The organism is Lutimonas halocynthiae (assembly GCF_030409835.1).
GTDB classification, from domain to species: Bacteria; Bacteroidota; Bacteroidia; order Flavobacteriales; family Flavobacteriaceae; genus Lutimonas; species Lutimonas halocynthiae.
Genome location: NZ_JAUFQO010000005.1, coordinates 12,046 through 31,364, shown reverse-complemented (window position 1 = coordinate 31,364; position 19,319 = coordinate 12,046). Strand labels below are relative to the sequence as shown.

The window sequence follows — 19,319 nt, the reverse complement described above, 5'->3', positions numbered from 1 at the left end:
CCGAAACCGCTATTATTTTTATACATTGTTGGCAAATATTTTCACTCTTTCAATTTTAATTTTTTTCTTGAAATTAAAATATCTATCGTTATTTTGAGAACACTACCCCTGCTAGATTGATTATTCATTTCCTATAAATTTCAAAGCCATTTCGTCATCAGGTTTGATTTCTAAAGCTTTTTGAGCATAATATCCAGACTTTTCTTTCATTCCCATTTTACTGGCTAAATTTGCTAGGCCAATCTGAAATACATACGATTTTGGATTATACGTAGCCATAATTTCGCCTAAACTAAATGCCATTACAGGGTCGGCTTGTGCTAATTGTAAAATCAATGAGCCAATCCAATTCGGATTTTCTAAATGATTTTCGATTTCATTGGCTTTTACAAAACAAGTTTTCGCATTGTTCAAATCATTTTGACTCAATGCTACGAATCCCTTTAAAAACTCCGTAAAAAATCGCCCAAAAAAATACGTATCCGCAAGGCTAGTAATATGAGAAATTTCGTCATATTTTTTCTTAAAAAGTAAATTCGAATACGTATAATCAATCAGATCACCATAAAAATCCGGATATACGCTATACTTTTTCAATTCATTGTCCAATTGTATTGACACTTGATTCCAATCTGTGTTTTTGTCAAAATGTGTCAAACTTGGGTTTAGCGCTTTGGTAACTTGCCAATCCTGATAATATTTCTGCACAGCATTTTCAAAATCTTTTGTAAAACGGTACGAAATGGATTTATCTTTTTGGTACAAATCAATATACGCCTTGAAAAAAGCTAATGCGCCTTCTTGGGAGTAATTTTGATTTAGCTGGCTTGCCATGTATCCGCCTACTCTATCCCAAATTAAAGATTTTTCAGGTTGGATTTGATGCCCTGCTTCGATTTTTTCCCGAGCTTCTTTAGAATTATTTTTGATGTATTTTGGATTAATATACCGATTGAAATACTTAAAGTTCGAAGCTAAATTTTTATCATTTTCAATTTTGGATTTACCTATTTTCTGGTAATAACCTTGCCCAAAATTAAAAACTTCGTTTATGGCATCCAACATCAACTTATCTTCGGTTTTTTTTGCTGTGACGGTTTTAGTGTCAATTCCTGATAGGATTTGAACCAAACTAATCCCTAAACTTTCTACATCTTGCCGTCCCAAATTAGACCCGATTGACAATGATAAATTATCCGCAGGCGCAGCGAGAAACAAAAAACTGGTTTGAGGCATTCCTCCACTATGCATAATGATGTGTTGCCCCAAAAATGGACGCACCGAAATTCCTAATGCATACTCATTCCAACCTTGCTCACCCCAAGGTTCAAGCATCAATTCAACGGTTTCAGGTTTTAGAATTTTTCCATTACTCAAGGCAATTCCCATTTTAACAATATCCTGAACAGTCGAACGAACCCCACCAGCTCCAAATCGACTACTGATGTCCAGATATTCACCATTTTCTATTTTACTTCCATTTTTGAAATAGCCTCTAACTCGATTCGGAACAATCGTAATCGGGTCATCCATCATGGTATTTTCCATGTTTGCAGGCACCCAAATGTGCTCTTTTAAAAATTCTTCGTACGATTTTCCACTTACTTCTTCAATCACCGCACCCAAAAGATTGTAACCATAACTCGAATACCCCCAATCAGTGCTTGGCTCAAAAATTAACTCCCAATCTTTAAAAATATCAATCGCCATTTTTGTAGAGTAAGGATCTTTGATGTGTTTTTCCTCTTTACTGTCGCTTCGATAATGGGAAATCCCTGCTGTGTGAGATAATATTTGGCGAATCGTAATAGGATATTTTTTCTTCGGAAAAGACGGATAATACGTTTGTACTTCGGCATCCAAATCGATTTTTCCCATTTCCCAAAGTTTCAAAATTGCCATGGCGGTCATCGGCTTTGTCGTTGAAGCAATTTGATACGAAGATGTGGATTTTGCTTTGACTTGATTTTCAATATCCGCCAAACCCCAAGCATTTTCATGATAAAAATCGCCGTGTTGGAACGCTACAGAAACAGCAGGGGCGTTGTTTTGCTTTTGCCAAGCCTGAATTTCGGCTTCGATTTGGGCAATTTTTTCTTCAATAACAGTATCACTCGTTTCCTGAGAAAACATGTTTTGAGCGCAAAGCATTGTTAATATAATTAATAGATATAGTTTTTTTAGTTGCATTTTTTCTGTTTTAATGTTTGCCAACCTTGAGTATGTGCAAAGTAGGCGATTAGGAGATATTTACTATCGAGTTATACTAAAGTTGAAGCGGACTGCTCCCTTTGAGTGTACTACTATTTTGTATATACATTGTTGGCATTCGTTATTATTTTCTTTAAATCAAAATGTGTCAATTATTATCCAACCAATCCTGCTTAGACTTAGTGTCATTTTTAAGAAATGCATTAATAAAGCCTAAAGTTAATTGACTCATTTTCACATATGAATTATTTATTGTGGTATTGTTTTGTTCAGGTACGATAGCGGGAATCAAGCCTTCCAGCTTTTTTAATTGATTTCATATTTTGATAGATTATTTGATTGATTACAGATAGGTAGCTGTAAACTCGTGAATGTTACAAAAGAGTATCTTTTTTAAAATAACTTGTGACGATTTAAGGATGAGTAGTAGCTGTTTTGGAGTACACTTAAAACTTAATCCTTATATGTTATCTAGCAACAATCAATATAACGATTCCCTTCTTCAGAAAAATCCGTAAAAAATGGCAGATGATAATAGACCTTTGAAGTATATGAGATATGCTTTATATCGGTGAATATTATAAGGATGGAGTCATTGATACCCTTGCCTTAATTGAATTTGGACTGAAAGGTAATATCCGTCCTTTAGGAATGACTATGGTGCCCAATGATTATGAAAAATTGAAGAAAGGTGACGAATATTTGTACTTTTAAGGTCCTTTAAAAATGAATTATTTTGGCATATGAAAGTGCCTTTAATAAATCGAAAAATGGTTTTAACAATACTGATTCAATCTGTTGTGGACGACTTGAGAAGTCATCAAAAAATCAATTGAGGATCATTCGATTTTAATTCTCTTTGATTTTATTAGGAACCTTTTTCAAGTGCCGCATTATATTTTGACAATTTGAACATCATCGATCCATAAAATAGCACTGAACTCTTGCAAACCACCGAACGCCCTATTTGCTGTTTACAGTGTTGGGCGATGTTATTTATTAAGTTCATCATCGAGCATATTGATTATCAAAATCATTTGGTGTCTAAGTTCCTTGCCTTCTTCTAAAGTAATGAGCAGATAACTCGAGTAAAATATCAATTCATTTCTGGTTCTATTTGATTTGATGACTTCTCTGTAAATTTTGTTGTCATAATCAAATTGATCCTTAGTTCTATTTTTAAATGGGAATCTGTAATTTAATTGTGATCTGATGTAAGGTGTCATAAAGTTGGTTCCGTAAAAATTTGCACCATCTTCTTCTTCTTCAAAATCAACCAAAAAGTTGTTAAATTTCGAAATAGATTTTTTTAATGAATCGTTGGAAATAAGATCAATTTTACCTGAATTAATAACAGAATTGTAAATTCCAGTAGAAGGGTTAAACTTATAATTCCATCCATGATAATAAATTAAAGAGTCGATTATTTCAAAAGGAGCATCAACTAATTTAGGATCTAACAAGTCCTTAATTATTCGATCTCTTCTTAATTGATTTTTGTAATGAGAATCAAACTTTACCAAGTTTTCTGAAAACTCTACAAATAGACCTTGAAGAATTTTGGTTTCTTCTTTTTTTAATTTTTGTATTTGATTCCAATTATTTATTTGTAACGCGATTAGTATTCCAATAACGACAAGAATAATCTCCCCAAGGGCATAAATCAGATATTTGCTGAATTTGTTTTCAGCCAGAAATTTTTGTCTAATTTTTCTAAAGAATTTTATCATCACTTGGTTTTAATGACGCCCAACCCTTAGGCTATTATTTCGTTGTGGATGATTCCGTTAGGACTTTCCGCTATGGAAATCAGCCATCATAAATATACTAAACTTTAATGTGGCACAAAACCACAATGGACTATAGCCATTGTTAGCCGCTGTCTTTATTTCCTCAACTTTTTTAAATACAAATCTTCAATTATTTTAATATGATGCAAGTCGTGTCCGAGAATATGATAACCCAATGCTCTTGGGCTTGCTTTATTTCCATTCGCAATTCCCATACGTTTTAGCGATTTATCAGAAAGTCCATTAAATAAAGTAATAGTTGACAATCTTAAAGCTTCATATTCTTCCATTATATTCTCAATTGTTCTATCTGATGTGTCAGAATTGAGATTATAATCTTCCTGTTCAAATCCTGGGAGATTTGTCTTATCATTTCTAGCAAAGGAAAGAGCTCTATATCCATATATTCTTTCATCATCAATTATATGAACCAAAACTTCTTTTATTGACCATTTGTCCTTGCGGTATCTATAGTCTAATTCTTCATTAGATAAGTTATTTATTAAAGCCTTTGTTTTCTGCAAACTAGATTTCAATTGTTCTAAAAGACTTCCATCTTTTTTTACTAATTCCATATACATTTCTGCATAGATGGGATATTCATTTTTTGATGGAAATTCTATATGTTTTATCATTTAGTTTCTTTTTTTGCTTGCAGCTAACGTTTAGTATAAGGGGCGTTTTAATGCCGTTTATATAGTGTTAGCGGTTCGGCTTTTTCTTTATAAGAAGTTTTAGCTGAATTTCACTATCAACATTCTATACATAATTCTTTAGTTTCTAAATATCTTTTTATTTTTGCTTTTTGTTTATCATGCAGCCAAATGTGAAGTTCAATTAATGAAAACCATTCTCTCGTATTGATATCACCAAACATAAAATGATATTGCTTATGCTCTTTGCCACTCTTTTCTAAAATATCTTGCAGCTCATTAACTTCTTTGATGAAGGATAAGAAATCTTTGACTAAATCTCTTTTATCCCTTATGGTAGGTGTGAAAGCTTCAACTAATGGCTTTGGAAATTCTTCCATTTTTATATGTACGTCTTTCCTATATCCTAAGTCGAAAATGGCTATTCCGTATTTGTTTTTGCGTTTCTTTCTTTTAGCCAATTGTGTAACACTCTTTTTTAGATTTGGAATTTGATAACTTCTTGCTACCCTCATTACATGGTCATATACCTCTGAAAGAGACCATGATGTTTCAGAGGGCTTAATTTGAATTACCTCTTCATCCATCATTCTTAAGTCAACTAACCATTCATTTGCTTTCCTATTAAATCGACTAACTATTTTATTTGAATCCATCTTATTTTATTTAAAAAGTAAATAATTTGAGTCATGAAATTTTAATTGACATTTCTACAGGTATTTTGGGTTTTATTTTTTGCTGACTACCAAAGCTATTGGTTATACCCGTTGCTGTAAACTGCCGGCTTTATTCGGAAACAAATTTTCTAAAATTATTTCTGTTAATTAGTTCTTCATTTGCATTGTATTCATTTACAAATGTTTTTGGTAATCTAATTTTCTTCTTAGCGTTCCATTTAAATTCAAATCCTGTAATTATACCATCTACTTCTTCTACTAGGTCAACTTCTTGTTGCTGTTTAGTTCTCCAGAAGTACATTTTAGTGAATTTATTCTTATAGGTATTCTGCTTAAGCCTTTCCGATATTAAGAAGTTTTCCCAAAGTGCACCAGTATCACTACGCAGATCCAATGAATTAAAATTTCCTAGAACCATATTTCTAATACCATTATCATAAAAATAAATTTTTTTATTTTTCTTTATCTCAGTTCTTAGATTTCTGCTAAAGCTATCTAACTTAAAAATTACATATCCCTTTTGCAGAATGTCAATATAGCTTGAGACGGTGTTTTTGTCAACTCCCACAATTTGAGCAAGTTCGTTATAGTTAACTTCACTCCCAATCTGCAATGCTAAGGCCTGTACTAATTTTTCAAGAACCTCTGGTTTACGAATATTTGAATATGCTAATATATCTCGATATAAATAACTACTTACGAGTTGTTTTAAGATTTCTTTTTCTTCTCCAGGATTATTCAAAACGTCAGGATATAACCCATATAACAATCTGTTTTCTAATTGTTGTTCAGATATTAAATATCCGTGATAATCTTCAAATTCTTTCCAACTAATAGGATATAATTCATACTCCCATTTTCTTCCAGTTAAAGGTTCGTTAAGTTCTCTGGATAAATCAAATGAAGAAGAACCACTCACTAATAATTGAACATCTTTAAATTGATCGGTAATTATTTTGAGCGTTAATCCAATACCACTTATTCTTTGGGCCTGATCTATAAAAACAATTTTATTTGAACCAATGATACTTCTTATTTGTTCTGTATTTGGGTTGTTTAAGATACTTCTAACTGTCGGATCATCTGCATCTAAAAAAAGATGTTTCTTATCTTCGATTAAATTTCTAATTAATGTCGTTTTTCCTACTTGCCTTGGTCCAATTAGAATAATAGCTTTTCCAGACCCAATTTTAGTATTAATTGTATTAAATAATGTCCTAGTGTACATGGGTTATATTTTTACACAAATATACTCATATGTACATGTAATCACTAATAGTTATATTATTTAGTGAATAAATATCTTATTTAGTCTGTTTTTTTAGCTTGTTTACAACGGTCTAGTGTATGGTTTGTTGCGTGTTTAAAGCAACGAATTGAATAAATACAAACCGAACCTGCCTACCGGCAGGTAGGCAGAAAATCCGAGAGGATTTTCGTCAGTAGGCTAGAACCAGCAATAATTTATATATATTGTTGTCAGTAGTTGTTTTATTAATGATATTGATTTTACAAACTATCTTATTCTTTTTTTGTAACAGGAACTGCATCAAAAGGGTCGACCATAGCGACAAATAGCACACAAGGGCCATTATCTAGACATTTTGCTTTATGTGGTTTTCCTGCAGGACCATAAGCATAAGAACCAGCTTTTAATACTATAGGTTTTTCTCCTTGGTATTGCACTTCCAAATCTCCTGAAATTAAAATCATACGTTCAGGTGAATTATGTGTATGATTCACAACTTCGGTATTAGGTTCTATTTTAAAGAAAAAATCTAAATTAGGTTTAGATATATCGCCATGAAGTATTGTAAAGGAACAATCTGGAAAGAAATCTGGAGCAGGTAACCATTTCAAATCTTTGTTATCAATAGTTGTGGCAATAGAAGATTCTTTGTCAGAGAGGCCATTGCTTTGAGCGTTCAAGCCAATTGCTAAAAAAACAAAGGCAAGGGTAATCATGTTTCTTTTAAACTCTTTAAAATTTGTGTTTTTCATTGTGTTGATTTTTAAGGTATTAAGTTAAGTGAAATAATTAAAATCTCAAAATATATTAATCCGTCTATTATGGGTGCAATTACTTACAACGTGTTCGTGTATGGTTTAGTTGCGTTAGTACTAAGATAGGGAATAGGATAGAAACCATTGTTCAGCAGCAAAGAAATTCCGAGTAGGAATTTCAGCGCAATGAACTATGCACGTTGTTAGGTTTAGTTATTTCTCAATTACTAAGATGCAAAAGCAATTTCTCGGTTGTACTTTTTTTGATATTCTTTTGGGGAAAGCCCTGAGTACCTTCTAAAAGTAGTTCTAAAAGCTTTTTCATCATTATACCCAATAAAATACATCACTTCGAGTATTGATTTTGCTGTACTTTCGAGTTGCTTTTTTGCAGCTTCAACCTTGACTCTACGTATATATTCTAACGGTGTGTTAAATGTCGCCTTTTTGAATCTCCTTAAAAAGCTGCGAGAACCTAAATTAACAACATCTGCAATTTGCTCTACACTCAATTTGTTTTTAAAATTATTTTCAATGTATTCTTGAGCTTTATGAATTGCTGGATCAGAATGATCCTTCTGCCCATTAAAAATAATGAACTCACTCTGGCTTTTTCTATCAAAATCAATTTCAGCAATTTTAGAACACCAAATCGCAGTTTCTCTTCCAAAATATCGTTCAATCATGTATAGAGTAAAATTTAGTATGGAATATGCGCCACCGCTTGAATAAATTCCATTATCCTCACAAATTATTTTTTCTGATATAAGGTTTACTTTGGGATACCTTTGTTTAAATAGGTCGTGAGCAGTCCAATGCGTTGTGCAGGACTTTCCATTTAACAATCCTGTTTCAGCTAATAAAAATGTTCCTTTGCATAGGCTGGCAAGTTCTGTTCCGTTCTTAATTCGTTGTTCTTTGATCCATTGAACAAACTCAATGTTTTGTTGGATTTCCAAAACTAAATCTCCACTAATCGGTGAAATAACAACTAAGTCTGTTTTATCTATATCACTAATAGTCGCTGTTGGTTGAATACTGAATAGACCTTGATACAAGACAGGTTCTAATGTTAAACCCACTAAATCAATTTTGAATGGTTTTTCGTGAGATTTACTTAACTGCATTGAATAGGAATTTGCCATATTTAACAAATTATATGGAGCTATGATTGTATCAACAATACTCTTTCCAGATGGAACTATTACACTTATGTGTTTCATTTTTATTCTTTTGACAAATGTAATTAAAATACGTGTCGGAAACAACCCTTTAAAATGTCGTAAAAGACACATCTAAAAATTATCAATACGACATATATTTGTATTATTATAAATTTAAAATTAGTAATTATGACAAATCAAGAAGTAATGGTAGTATATAAGTGGACTGCCAAAGAGGGACAATCTGAAACACTTAAGGGAATATATAGAGAAGTTTCACAGCAAATGGAAGACAATGAACCTGATGCAAAACACGTCGAATGTTATTTTGATGAAACATCTTCAACGTTAGTTGTTATGGATTTATTTGCAAATGCAAGTGCAGTTGGATTTCATCTTGGAACAACCGCTGCTGGACACTTTGAAAACTTACTTTCAATTGCTAACCCAGGTGAGTTCTTGTTTTGTGGTGAAATTCCTGAAGAAATGAAACAAGCCGCCTTGGGTATGGGTCTTAAAGCAACTTTCGCTCCACGAGTATTTGGATTCCAGAGAGGATAATCTAAAAGTGAACGGAATGGGTCTTTCATTCCGTTTTTTTAATTACACCCAACGGTATCGGCTATGAGTAGTTGCGTGGGTTAGCACTTAACTTTGCAAGCCTGCCTTGCCGGCTGGCAGGTACACACCAAAATGACAATCCGAGAGACACGAGCGAAGAGAACTGGCGCAAGCAATTTTCAGAAGTAGACCAGAACAAGCAATTACTTATAGCCAATGTTGGGTGTAGTTTTTATTCGGTTATCCTATTTTTCAAATCCATTCGCTCGTGTAAAATTCTTATGATTTCAATTCTATCACTGGATATTTGCTGATAAAATATTATATGCTTTCCAGATTTTAGTCCGAGTAAGTTTTTGCTTATTCCGTCATATTCTTTTCCAATATCAGGACTTTCTCTAATTCCATTACAAGCCATTTTAACTGTTGTATAATATTTGTCGGCTTGCTTTTCAGACCATTTTTTGAAAGTATAGTCCCATATTCTATTTAAGTCGTTAATGGCTTCTTGTCTCAGTATAACTTTAGCCATTCTTTCTTTTTTCTGCTTTTAATCTTTTCAGATTTTCATCAAAATCAAAGTCTTCAACTAAAGGACTGTTCAATCCTTCTTGTATAGCATTTCTCAATGCGATCACTTTATTTTCTTCATTCTCAAGCATTCTAAGTCCAGCTCTTATAACTTCGCTAACGTTTTTGTATCGACCAGCAGAAACTTGAGTTTGTACAAACTGATCAAAATAATTTCCGAGTGATATAGATGTATTTTTCATTATTTTTCTTTTAATCAAATTTACCAAAAATTGGTAAAAACTCCAAATTTAGCTCGATTATCAAATTACACCTAACGGTATCGGCTATGAGTAGTAGCGGATTTCTACTCACAAACTTTTCCGTATAACGCTGACATTGAATTATGTTGATACTTTCGTTTTATCACTTAAACCGCAATTACTTATACATGTTGTTGGCAATACGTGCATTTGGTTTTAACTGATTAGAATAGAATTTTAACTCCATTGATTAACATTTGTACTGCCATCATTACTAGTATCATTCCCATTAAACGTTCAATAGCTTTCAGTCCACGTTCACCTAAAATTCTATAGAGGAATGGTGCGGACAATAATAAAATGGCCGAAATTGCCCAAGCAACTAGAAGCGCAAAGAACCAATTGTTCAATTGCTCAGGTTCATTTTTAGTCATAAGTATTAACATAGCTAATACAGATGGTCCAGCAATCATAGGAATAGCAATAGGTACTATAAAAGGCTCACCATCAGCTTGTTCCCCCATAATACCTTCTGGGCGGGGAAATATCAATCGAAGCCCAATAATTAACAAGATTATTCCTCCTGCAATTGTCACCGACTCTTGCTGCAAATGAAGAAAGTCTAAAAGGCTTTGTCCAGCAAAAAGAAAAATAACGAGAATTACGAGCGCAATTAGTAATTCACGAATAATAATAAATCGTTGCCTTTTAGGGCTTACTCCTTTTAATACAGACAGCAACACAGGTATATTACCTAATGGGTCCATTAAAAAAAACAGCAATACGGCTGCTGACAAAATTGATCCACCTAAATCATCCATTTTCTTAAGTTTTTGTTATCTAGCATTATTGCCAACGTTTTTGCTATGGTTAGTACCGGAATTAAAAGTAGTGAACTTTCGATTAAACACTTAGCCAAAACTTTTTATTTTGTTTTACCTTTTTTGTTCTAAAGCCAAATCAAAAGATTTGGCGGACTTAATTAAAAGTACTTCACTTTGATTATGCACTAAAACCCGTATTAACTAAAGCCATTGTTGGCAACAGTTATTTTTTATATTCTTTAACTACTTGATTTATTTTTCCAAAAACCGACTTTCCACTTTTATCTTTCATTTCTACTTCTATTCTATCTCCGAAGCTCATAAATGGGGTAGTAGCTTTTCCATTATTTACAATTTCTAAACACCTAACTTCTGCTAAACAACTTGAGCCATTCGGACTTCCTTGGTTTGCAACTGTTCCCGAACCGATAACAGTTCCTGCCATTAATGAACGTGTTTTAGAAGCGTGTGCTACTAATTGACCAAAGTCAAATGTCATATCAATTCCTGCATTTGGTGAGCCAATCAGTCTTCCGTTTAAGGTAGAATTTAAGGGTAAATGAAGTTTTCCATCATTCCAACTCCCATCTAATTCGTCTGGAGTAACAACCACAGGAGCAAATGTTGTCCAAGGTTTTGATTGATAAAAACCAAATTGTTTTGATAGTTCGTTAGGAATTAAATTTCTTAAAGAAACATCATTGATAATGGTTATCAATTTAATATGATTTAAAGCGTCTTTTGAATTTATTCCTGCTGGCACATCATCTGTGATAACAGCTACTTCGGATTCAAAATCAATACCCCAATCTTCATTTTCGATTTCAATATCATCATTTGCTCCAATAAACGCATCAGAAGCGCCCATATACATCAAAGGGTCAGTCCAAAAAGACTCAGGTAATTCTGCGTTTCGAGCTTTACGTACAAGTTCAACGTGAGTAACGTAAGCACTTCCATCAGCCCAATGGTAAGCTCTTGGAATTGGTGCTAAAACTCTTACAGAAGAAAAATCAAACGTGTTAGACAATTTATTTGTGTTTAAGTCTTCATAAACACTTTGTAGTTTACTTTCGGTTTCTACCCAATTATCGATTGCAGTTTGCATAGTTTCTGCTATTTCAGGTACTTTAACTGCTCTTGTTAATTCTTTATTTACGACAACCAATTGTCCGTCTCTGGTCTTGTTGTCAATTGAAGCTAATTTCATTTAATATTTTAGTTTTTCGTTTTTTTTAATTGTTGCCAACGGTCTAGTGTATGAGTAGTTGCATAGTTGAGCACTTAACTTTGCAAGTACACACTAAACTCAAAATCCGCAAGGATTTTCAGAAGTAGGCGAGAACAAGCACTTACTTATAGCCATTTTTGTGAGCTTTTAATTCTTTTAAATATGGGTTAAAACTATTATGCTCGGTATAGATTGTCTCCTTGTAATTCGGAAGGAATTTTTCTAAAATCATCGAAATATTATAGCCTAATTGGTAATAATATCTATCGTTATAAAGATCATAAAGACCTTTGTCTTTTTTTACACTGTATTCTTGGTAGATGTTACCAATAAAATCGAAATCTTCTTCATTCAGCATTGTAGTGCTCGGTTTATTTTTAGCCAAATGTCTTTTACATAAAGATTCAAAATATCGAGCATGACCTTCCATTAAGATTTCATAATCTTCAACCTCACGAATATCAATACCATAGTCATCCTTTATTCTATCAATGCGCATTGTTCTTAAGGAATCGTATTTCTTGAGATTAACAACGACATCTGCATCATCAATCCATATGGATTTCAAAAGCTCATTCTCTTTGTAGACACTTTCTTTGTACCATTTGAGGTCTTTATGGTAGCGCCCTAAAAATTCATTAGGTCCTCCTGGAATATCAAGTTGTGTGCAGTAAGCTTTAAATTGCGGAATTTTCCTTTGATATCCATGAAACAACTCATGGATTACCATAATAGACCAATCCTGTAAATCTGTTACACCAATCAATTTTTTTGTTAAATCAAAACTTTGGAAAAACAGTACATTTTCTTGATAGAAAAGCGCTGAGCTGTCATCGTCAGTGTAAGATGTACTAAAGTTTAGGTTCGTGGTATCTGTGTAGGTTTCAGCCAACTTAATTACTGAAAATCCTTTAAAGGGTTTCAATTTGTCGTGACGAGCAATGTTCAGGATGTGTTTATTTGGATTTACAGAAAAAGTTCCGTCAAAAGTGTAATAAACAATAGGTTGAAATAAATCTTTTTTTGAAAATGCATTCCAATGTTCTTTAGCAACATCATTTTTTATCTGAATCAAATAACTGAGATGTCTCCAGTAGTCCTTTTCATGTTTTTCCACTTCTTTTTGTTCGATTTTCTTCGGTGCATTCTGACAGGAAAACGCTAGAATTATAAGTAAGAAGTATATAAGTTTTTTCATGTTTTTTAATTGCTCCCAACGGTATCGGCTATGAGTAGTTGCGTGGGTTAGCACTTAACTTTGCAAGCCTGCCTTGCCGGCTGGCAGGTACACACCGAGTTGGAAATTCCTGCGGAATTTCCAAAGTAAGCGAGAACAAGTAATTACTTATAGCCATTGTTGTGCGTTCGTTATTTAATTGTTGTAATTTCTTATCGTTAATTCTTGTTTAATTTCGTTTACCAATGCATTGCTGCTAGTAAGTATTTCTTTAATATAGATTCTTTTATTTCCATTAACACCACCTATCACATGGTTATAATGTCTGGATAAAGCTAAATAGGTAGGTGAATTATAATTCCCTATCCAACTCGTGTCAATTTTATTTATATCGAATTCGGGATTTCTATAGTATTTTTTCAAAAATCGGAAGGTATTTAAATCGGGATTTTTCATATACTCTCGTCCATCCTCAGTTATTTCTCTCATGAATTGTTGATACTTTTCTATTAAAGCATAATGCTCGTTTAAATGAATTAGTAATTCTTTGTTCTTAATAATATAAATTCCGCTAGTATTGAGCATTTCATTATACGTCTTTCTATTTATCTCTATATTATTCCAACTGTAGTGCATTACCGATTCAATATTCGCAATATCTTTTACTGATGTTGCTTTAAGTAATAGTTCTGGTATTTTTTCTTGATTGGATAGATAACCTGCCAAAATGGAATCTTGCTTAGTTAAATGTCGAATATCGAAATTGATATCTTCTTGCAGTTTTTTAATAAAGGATAATTCCTTCTTGTGTTCTTTTCTATTTTCGTTTAAATCGTTAAGCTGAATGGCTATTAAAATCCCAATAACTACAAGTATAATTTCACCAATAGCATATTTAAAATACCTGCCTGCCGGCAAGGCAGGCTTTCCTGTTTTGTTTTTATCCATAAGGTCGTAGCGTATTTTTCGAAAGAATTTTATCATTAGTTAGGGGTTTCTTATAATAGAGCACAACGGTAATGGCTATGGCAAGTGCGGGATTTTGAAACCGCTTTATTGTCCGCCTACCGTAAATTTGTTTTATTGTATTATTTTCATTTTTAAATCAGTCAGGCCGCATTTGCTATAGCCGATGTTAACTGCATTTTTTTCTAATGGAACCTTGATTCATAATATTCTTTTTTTTTTAAAATTTCGTTGTTAGAAATTATTTTATGAGCCACCTCTTGGACAAATTGCTTGTTTTTCAGGTTGAGTTGATCATAAATCTCATCAAAAAAAAGTAGATAACCGGTATTCATTTCCCTTATTCTTGGCAGTAAAGTAGTAAACTCCAAGTCGGCTTTTAGATAATCTAGAATCAGCTCACGCTCAAATAGCTTTATATTACAGTCTGGTTGAGTTTTGAATGTTCTGGTTAAACCACCTACTTCTAAGTCATCTATAAAGGGTTGATACCATTTCTCGGATACTGTTAAACCAATATGAATTGGCCTGTCTCCCTTATAATGAAATAAAAAATGTTGCACTACATTTTCCCAATTGGTTTCGTATTCATTGACATCAATCTTTTCTAAAAGGAAAGGAGGGATATTCAATTGCTTAAAAATAGTGTCTCGGTACCCGTCAAATAACAGAAAGTCAATATTTATTACTAGTATATCCGTACGCATATTCTTTGCATCCTGAAGCATCCATACCGGATAAGTATCATTGTCGTGCTGGGTTAGTAAAACCCCGTTTTCGGCAACTGATTGTAAAGTATTGTACGCATAATTCATTAAGCTAATTGGAAACTCACGTTTTTTAAACCACTTTTTATTAGCTTCTTGTCTCAAAGCTAAATTATGGGTGCTAGTTGCATAAGTTGCTACAGTAGCCAATAAACCAGGAAAATCAGGATTCATTTGGTACGCTTTCAATAGATATTTACCCTCTCCAGGATACACAGCAGCCGTTGAACCCCTCACAAAATTATAAGTGAAAGAATCAGGTATTTGTTCACCCATTACCTTAACAATGTCTTTCCCAAGCATCAAGTTAGGCCCTTCCTTAACAAAATCTGTACTCCAGTTGGCAGTTCCCTGAGCATTACGGTTAGCTCGGTAATAGTTGTACCAACTTTTTTCGTTTTTTAAATCCTTTTGTAGTTCGTTCCACCATAAATCCGCTTGAGCTACATAATACTTTAGTGGTCTATCTTCTTTCGCAAAAGAGATTTGTTCCTCTGGCTCATATAGGGACTGAGAAAAACCTGAAAAGGCAGAAATGCAAAGTAGATGTAGGATGACTATTTTTTTCATTTAATTACAGTTAACGTATTGGCTATGCGTAGTACGGAAATAGATCAGCGATTATTTCCGAGGCTGCACGAGCCAAATTACAGTATTTTGTTTTTAAATTTTTCTTTATAATGACCAAATCTGTGATTTGGTGGTAACTTTAGTTGTCACTGACCTTTGGTTAAGCCCGAACCACCGTATTTCGAATAGCCGTTGTTGTTTGCAGTTTTAATAAATCACACCGCTACAGTCATTCTTTATTTTAAGGTTTATTCCCATGCTCATGAATAATTTTCCACCCATCACTGGTTTTTAAGAATACATATGTTTGACGAACATTAACATTTTTTTCTTCACCATCTTGTTCAAAAGAAACGAAACGGTAAAAAGTTGCTATTCCAATTTCTCCAAAAACATCAATCTTCAGATCTTTTACTTCCTCTTTGTAATTTGAAACTGAGCCAAAAAATGCTAACTCGGACTCGTTTGTACTCTCTACATCTTGTCTCTCAAAACTCCGGGGACCAAATTTTGTAAATTTATCACTTAACAAGTGTGTTGTTTTAAGTCCATCCAAATTGGCTGTTTCGCAGTCCTTGACTATTGAATGAATGACTTCCCTCAATTCATTTTGAACCTCAGGGAATAGGTCATTTACAATATCTGGCTTATCTGATTTTTTTTCTGAACATGATGAAAGAATTACAAATAGAAGAGCAATTATAATAGATAGACTGTTATACTTTTTCATTTTGTATTTTTTTAATGATTTATAGAAACTAAATTAATCCAAACTAATGATTCAAAGTAATCTGAGTACACTTATTAAAGACAATGGTGCTAATATTTGACCTATATTTCTTGAAACATCTAATTGCATACAACGTGATTGTGTATGGTTAGTAGCGGATTTTTACTCACAAACCTTTCGGTTTTGCACTGATCTTTATTTTCTGTTCTTGCTTTTATTTCCCACTTAAACCGTTATTACTTATAAACATTGTTGGCATTAGTTTTCTATTTGTTTAATCATTTCTTTGGCAACTATGGCTGAAGAGGGAAGAAACATGGTCGTCACAATTCTCTTATCAATTACTATATCGTGTTTATCATTCAAATCACTTTTAGTTTGAAATATTCCTCCATTATCTTTTAATTGGTCCTCCAGCATTACAGGTAATAAAGTTCCTTCTTTAGCCCAACTTTTAGTAATCTCAGTCGAATTTGGGAAACCTGTCACTTTTTTACCTTTAACCATATAGTCACCATTGCTAAGTTTGACATTTGCTAAAGCACCAGGTCCATGTCCACAACCTCCTACTATTCCACCATTTTCGTAAATGTTAGCTATAATTGATAATAATTTTTTGTTATTGGCTACATCAAACAATGGTCCATATCCACCACCAATAAAAACGGCTTTATAGTTTTTATAATCTACTTGGTCAGGTGTAAGTGAATTTTCAACATTACCATTAAAATTTTCATACTTTATAGTATAACTACTGATTCCAACAGGATCCATTGAAAATGGGACTTTTCCACCAGTTGGTGAAACAAAATCAACTTCATATCCATGAGAAACAAAAATATGATATGGAGGTGCTACTTCCCAAAGATTGTTACCGGCAAAGTGTTTTTCTGGGTCTCCCATATCCTCGGTGTTTGAGACGATAATTAATATTCTTTCCTTTTCAGTTATCTCATTTTTACAAGAAATAAAGATTAGTAATACCAACACTGCTAAAAGTATTTTTTTCATTTTTTAATTGATTGAATTTTGTATAAGACAATAAATAGAGAAGAGTGTTACGGTCTTTCAATTAATGCCAACGTGATTGTGTATGGTTAGTTGCAAGTCTAGCGCAACTAATTTAGTAAAAGGAAACCAGATGTTGAGAAAATGTGTAGGGTTTTCGCAAGTAGGCAGAAATCAAGCAATTAATTATACACCGTGTTGGCTATAGTTTTTTATTTCTACATTTTTGTTTTAGTGCGATCCATTATAAATGCATATTCATAAAGTACACTAAACTCATGTTTAAGTACTATAAGCTTATCTATTCAAAAATCACAGGTTCAGTCATCTCAAACCATGATTTGTAATACTCTTGGTGAATCTTTTCAATACTATTGCGTTTCAATTTCAAGGTTGGGGTAGTTAAGCCATTATCAACATTCCAATCTTCTTTCATAATCACCACTTTTTCAATTTTTTCATGCTTTTCTAAACTGGGATTCACTTGTTCTATAGTATGAATTAAACTTTTAGATAATTCTTTTTTTGATTTGGCTTTGCCTAATTCTGAAATCGTGATTAATGCAATAGGTTGTGGAATTCCAGTACCTACTATACAAATTTGCTCAATGTCGGTATTTTTAGATAGTTCTAACTCAATTGGAGATGGTGAAATATACTTGCCTTTATCTGTTTTAAATTGATCTTTAACACGTCCAATAATAGTTAGAAATCCATCGTGATCGTATTCACCACAATCACCCGTCTTGAAATAACCATCGTCGTCAAAAACAGATGCTGTAATTTCTGGAGCTCTAAAATACCCTAAAAATAAACAGTTGTTTTTAATAAGTATTTCACCTTCAGGAGATAACTTTGTTTTAACACCAGAAACAGCTTTTCCTACTGAACCTATTTTATTGGAGTCTGGCAAATTTGCATGAGAAATTATACAATCTTCGGTCATGCCATATCCTTGCAAAATAGTAATACCTATTTTTTGATACCACTTAATTAAACTTAGTGATAATGGTGCTGCTCCAGAAACAATAATTTTAGCATTACTTAATCCTAATTTTTGCTTCAATTTCTTTTTAATGATAGTGTTTACCAAAGGAATTTTTAATAACAGATTCAGCTTTTTCTGTGGAATACTACTTAATATCTTTTCTTGAAATTTAGTCCAAATTCGTGGTACTGCAAAAAATAGATACGGCTGACATTTTTCTAAATCTAACGCAAATGTATCTAATGATTCCGGAAAGCTAAATTCTGCGCCAGAGACAATGCCCGATATACCAGTCAATAATCGTTCTGCTACATGAGCTAATGGCAAATACGAAAATAATTTGCTGTGATTTGGAATTGAAAACATTGTGATTCCGGTATAAGTAGTGACAATAAAATTATTAACCGAATGCATCACACCTTTGGGGGTTCCTGTAGTACCTGAAGTATAAATAATTGTAATTAGATCGTCTGGTTTTTGAATATAAACCTTCTCTAATTTTTTTTCTTTTAAAACAATATCCTCCCACAGATCACCTTCATTTTCACCATAAAGACCAACAGAAATTTTGTGAATATCTGGTATCCCTGTTTTTTGAGATTCAAACTTATCCAGCTTCCCAACAATAATGGCTTTAGATTCGCTATGAACCAGTATCTGATTCACACTGTCTGCATTAAGTGTTGGATAAATAGGAATCGACACACAGCCTGCCATCATAATAGCAAGGTCAGACAAAATCCAATGGGCACAATTTTTAGATAGTAATGCCACATGGCTATGTTCAGGGAGATTATAGCCTTTTAAAGCAGAAGCAATTTTACGAGCTTCTTCGCCTGCTCTGGCAAATGTGTAGGAAATGTTTTTCCCATTAACAGGTTGGTTTAAAAAAATCTGATTAGGAATCTGCTTTTCCCATTTAAGAAATGCGTCTAAGGGTGTTTGAAATTCAGGCATAATAAAAACGTTATTCAATAAATATAGGAAAGTTTTTTTTAAATGTTTTTTGAGTTACACTTGTCGTACTTTGCTTACTTCTGAAGTTCTCTTTATTCGAAATTTTGAAAACTCAATGTCTTTCAAAATTTTCTACCTGCCTACCGTCAGGTAGGTTTGATTAATTCGGACTTTTGTTCAAATAGCTATTTTATTCTAATTACAGCCAATGTTTGGTATAAGATTAGTAGCGTTGATTAACGCACCTAATTTAGTAAATACAAAACCAA

Annotated in this window: 19 protein-coding genes; 2 read left to right on the top strand and 17 right to left on the bottom strand. The window is 33.0% G+C overall.

Annotated elements, in window-relative coordinates:
- Nucleotides 1–120: 120 nt before the first annotated feature.
- Nucleotides 121–2,190, bottom strand: a complete 2,070-nt coding sequence (locus QWY87_RS10705; RefSeq protein ID WP_290291025.1) for a serine hydrolase domain-containing protein — start codon at nucleotides 2,188–2,190, stop codon at nucleotides 121–123.
- A 579-nt stretch (nucleotides 2,191–2,769) separates the two neighbouring features.
- Between QWY87_RS10705 and QWY87_RS10700 the strand changes: the two genes are divergently transcribed.
- Complete coding sequence (locus tag QWY87_RS10700; protein WP_290291024.1) at nucleotides 2,770–2,925, top strand: hypothetical protein; 156 nt, start codon at nucleotides 2,770–2,772, stop codon at nucleotides 2,923–2,925.
- A 278-nt stretch (nucleotides 2,926–3,203) separates the two neighbouring features.
- Here the strand turns inward: QWY87_RS10700 and QWY87_RS10695 are convergent, their stop codons facing one another.
- The 6 genes from QWY87_RS10695 to QWY87_RS10670 form a co-directional block, all read right to left on the bottom strand.
- Nucleotides 3,204–3,941, bottom strand: a complete 738-nt coding sequence (locus QWY87_RS10695; protein WP_290291023.1) for a DUF6090 family protein — start codon at nucleotides 3,939–3,941, stop codon at nucleotides 3,204–3,206.
- Between the two features lie 155 nt (nucleotides 3,942–4,096).
- A complete protein-coding gene (locus QWY87_RS10690; protein ID WP_290291021.1) occupies nucleotides 4,097–4,636 on the bottom strand; it encodes a DinB family protein in 540 nt (179 codons plus the stop codon).
- A 116-nt stretch (nucleotides 4,637–4,752) separates the two neighbouring features.
- Nucleotides 4,753–5,310, bottom strand: a complete 558-nt coding sequence (locus QWY87_RS10685; protein WP_290291019.1) for a hypothetical protein — start codon at nucleotides 5,308–5,310, stop codon at nucleotides 4,753–4,755.
- 130 nt (nucleotides 5,311–5,440) lie between these two features.
- A complete protein-coding gene (locus QWY87_RS10680; RefSeq protein ID WP_290291018.1) occupies nucleotides 5,441–6,559 on the bottom strand; it encodes an ATP-binding protein in 1,119 nt (372 codons plus the stop codon).
- 293 nt (nucleotides 6,560–6,852) lie between these two features.
- Nucleotides 6,853–7,332 (bottom strand): cupin domain-containing protein, encoded by a 480-nt coding sequence (locus tag QWY87_RS10675; protein ID WP_290291017.1) that lies wholly within the window; start codon nucleotides 7,330–7,332, stop codon nucleotides 6,853–6,855.
- A 230-nt stretch (nucleotides 7,333–7,562) separates the two neighbouring features.
- Entirely contained in the window at nucleotides 7,563–8,558 is a 996-nt protein-coding gene (locus tag QWY87_RS10670; protein WP_290291015.1) for a GlxA family transcriptional regulator, read from the bottom strand.
- Between the two features lie 147 nt (nucleotides 8,559–8,705).
- On the opposite strand from QWY87_RS10670, the gene QWY87_RS10665 reads away from it, so the two are divergent.
- Complete coding sequence (locus QWY87_RS10665; protein WP_290291013.1) at nucleotides 8,706–9,059, top strand: hypothetical protein; 354 nt, start codon at nucleotides 8,706–8,708, stop codon at nucleotides 9,057–9,059.
- Nucleotides 9,060–9,291: 232 nt separating this feature from the next.
- Here QWY87_RS10665 and QWY87_RS10660 read toward each other — a convergent pair whose 3' ends face one another.
- The 10 genes from QWY87_RS10660 to QWY87_RS10615 form a co-directional block, all read right to left on the bottom strand.
- A complete protein-coding gene (locus tag QWY87_RS10660) occupies nucleotides 9,292–9,591 on the bottom strand; it encodes a type II toxin-antitoxin system RelE/ParE family toxin (RefSeq protein ID WP_290291012.1) in 300 nt (99 codons plus the stop codon).
- A complete protein-coding gene (locus QWY87_RS10655; RefSeq protein WP_290291010.1) occupies nucleotides 9,584–9,832 on the bottom strand; it encodes a type II toxin-antitoxin system ParD family antitoxin in 249 nt (82 codons plus the stop codon). The genes QWY87_RS10660 and QWY87_RS10655 overlap by 8 nt, the downstream gene beginning before the upstream one ends.
- A gap of 224 nt (nucleotides 9,833–10,056) precedes the next feature.
- A complete protein-coding gene (locus tag QWY87_RS10650) occupies nucleotides 10,057–10,653 on the bottom strand; it encodes a YhgN family NAAT transporter (protein WP_290291009.1) in 597 nt (198 codons plus the stop codon).
- 226 nt (nucleotides 10,654–10,879) lie between these two features.
- Nucleotides 10,880–11,866, bottom strand: a complete 987-nt coding sequence (locus QWY87_RS10645) for a fumarylacetoacetate hydrolase family protein (RefSeq protein ID WP_290291007.1) — start codon at nucleotides 11,864–11,866, stop codon at nucleotides 10,880–10,882.
- Between the two features lie 142 nt (nucleotides 11,867–12,008).
- Complete coding sequence (locus tag QWY87_RS10640; protein ID WP_290291004.1) at nucleotides 12,009–13,085, bottom strand: hypothetical protein; 1,077 nt, start codon at nucleotides 13,083–13,085, stop codon at nucleotides 12,009–12,011.
- A gap of 174 nt (nucleotides 13,086–13,259) precedes the next feature.
- Complete coding sequence (locus QWY87_RS10635) at nucleotides 13,260–14,048, bottom strand: DUF6090 family protein (protein ID WP_290291002.1); 789 nt, start codon at nucleotides 14,046–14,048, stop codon at nucleotides 13,260–13,262.
- A gap of 167 nt (nucleotides 14,049–14,215) precedes the next feature.
- The gene (locus QWY87_RS10630) at nucleotides 14,216–15,367 is read right to left on the bottom strand and encodes a hypothetical protein (protein WP_290291000.1); all 1,152 of its coding nucleotides are present in this window, start codon (nucleotides 15,365–15,367) and stop codon (nucleotides 14,216–14,218) included.
- 241 nt (nucleotides 15,368–15,608) lie between these two features.
- A complete protein-coding gene (locus QWY87_RS10625) occupies nucleotides 15,609–16,097 on the bottom strand; it encodes a nuclear transport factor 2 family protein (protein ID WP_290290999.1) in 489 nt (162 codons plus the stop codon).
- A gap of 258 nt (nucleotides 16,098–16,355) precedes the next feature.
- Nucleotides 16,356–17,108, bottom strand: a complete 753-nt coding sequence (locus tag QWY87_RS10620; protein ID WP_290290998.1) for a type 1 glutamine amidotransferase domain-containing protein — start codon at nucleotides 17,106–17,108, stop codon at nucleotides 16,356–16,358.
- A 298-nt stretch (nucleotides 17,109–17,406) separates the two neighbouring features.
- The gene (locus tag QWY87_RS10615; RefSeq protein WP_290290997.1) at nucleotides 17,407–19,050 is read right to left on the bottom strand and encodes an AMP-binding protein; all 1,644 of its coding nucleotides are present in this window, start codon (nucleotides 19,048–19,050) and stop codon (nucleotides 17,407–17,409) included.
- Between the last annotated feature and the right edge of the window lie 269 nt (nucleotides 19,051–19,319).

Coding starts and splice junctions, on each gene's coding strand:
- QWY87_RS10640 (WP_290291004.1), bottom strand. CDS start 13,085: ATGAAAAAACTTATATACTTCTTACTTATAATTCTAGCGTTTTCCTGT.
- QWY87_RS10625 (WP_290290999.1), bottom strand. CDS start 16,097: ATGAAAAAGTATAACAGTCTATCTATTATAATTGCTCTTCTATTTGTA.
- QWY87_RS10650 (WP_290291009.1), bottom strand. CDS start 10,653: ATGGATGATTTAGGTGGATCAATTTTGTCAGCAGCCGTATTGCTGTTT.
- QWY87_RS10680 (WP_290291018.1), bottom strand. CDS start 6,559: ATGTACACTAGGACATTATTTAATACAATTAATACTAAAATTGGGTCT.
- QWY87_RS10665 (WP_290291013.1), top strand. CDS start 8,706: ATGGTAGTATATAAGTGGACTGCCAAAGAGGGACAATCTGAAACACTT.
- QWY87_RS10705 (WP_290291025.1), bottom strand. CDS start 2,190: ATGCAACTAAAAAAACTATATCTATTAATTATATTAACAATGCTTTGC.
- QWY87_RS10660 (WP_290291012.1), bottom strand. CDS start 9,591: ATGGCTAAAGTTATACTGAGACAAGAAGCCATTAACGACTTAAATAGA.
- QWY87_RS10690 (WP_290291021.1), bottom strand. CDS start 4,636: ATGATAAAACATATAGAATTTCCATCAAAAAATGAATATCCCATCTAT.
- QWY87_RS10655 (WP_290291010.1), bottom strand. CDS start 9,832: ATGAAAAATACATCTATATCACTCGGAAATTATTTTGATCAGTTTGTA.
- QWY87_RS10615 (WP_290290997.1), bottom strand. CDS start 19,050: ATGCCTGAATTTCAAACACCCTTAGACGCATTTCTTAAATGGGAAAAG.
- QWY87_RS10620 (WP_290290998.1), bottom strand. CDS start 17,108: ATGAAAAAAATACTTTTAGCAGTGTTGGTATTACTAATCTTTATTTCT.
- QWY87_RS10685 (WP_290291019.1), bottom strand. CDS start 5,310: ATGGATTCAAATAAAATAGTTAGTCGATTTAATAGGAAAGCAAATGAA.
- QWY87_RS10700 (WP_290291024.1), top strand. CDS start 2,770: ATGCTTTATATCGGTGAATATTATAAGGATGGAGTCATTGATACCCTT.
- QWY87_RS10675 (WP_290291017.1), bottom strand. CDS start 7,332: ATGAAAAACACAAATTTTAAAGAGTTTAAAAGAAACATGATTACCCTT.
- QWY87_RS10670 (WP_290291015.1), bottom strand. CDS start 8,558: ATGAAACACATAAGTGTAATAGTTCCATCTGGAAAGAGTATTGTTGAT.
- QWY87_RS10630 (WP_290291000.1), bottom strand. CDS start 15,367: ATGAAAAAAATAGTCATCCTACATCTACTTTGCATTTCTGCCTTTTCA.
- QWY87_RS10695 (WP_290291023.1), bottom strand. CDS start 3,941: ATGATAAAATTCTTTAGAAAAATTAGACAAAAATTTCTGGCTGAAAAC.
- QWY87_RS10645 (WP_290291007.1), bottom strand. CDS start 11,866: ATGAAATTAGCTTCAATTGACAACAAGACCAGAGACGGACAATTGGTT.
- QWY87_RS10635 (WP_290291002.1), bottom strand. CDS start 14,048: ATGATAAAATTCTTTCGAAAAATACGCTACGACCTTATGGATAAAAAC.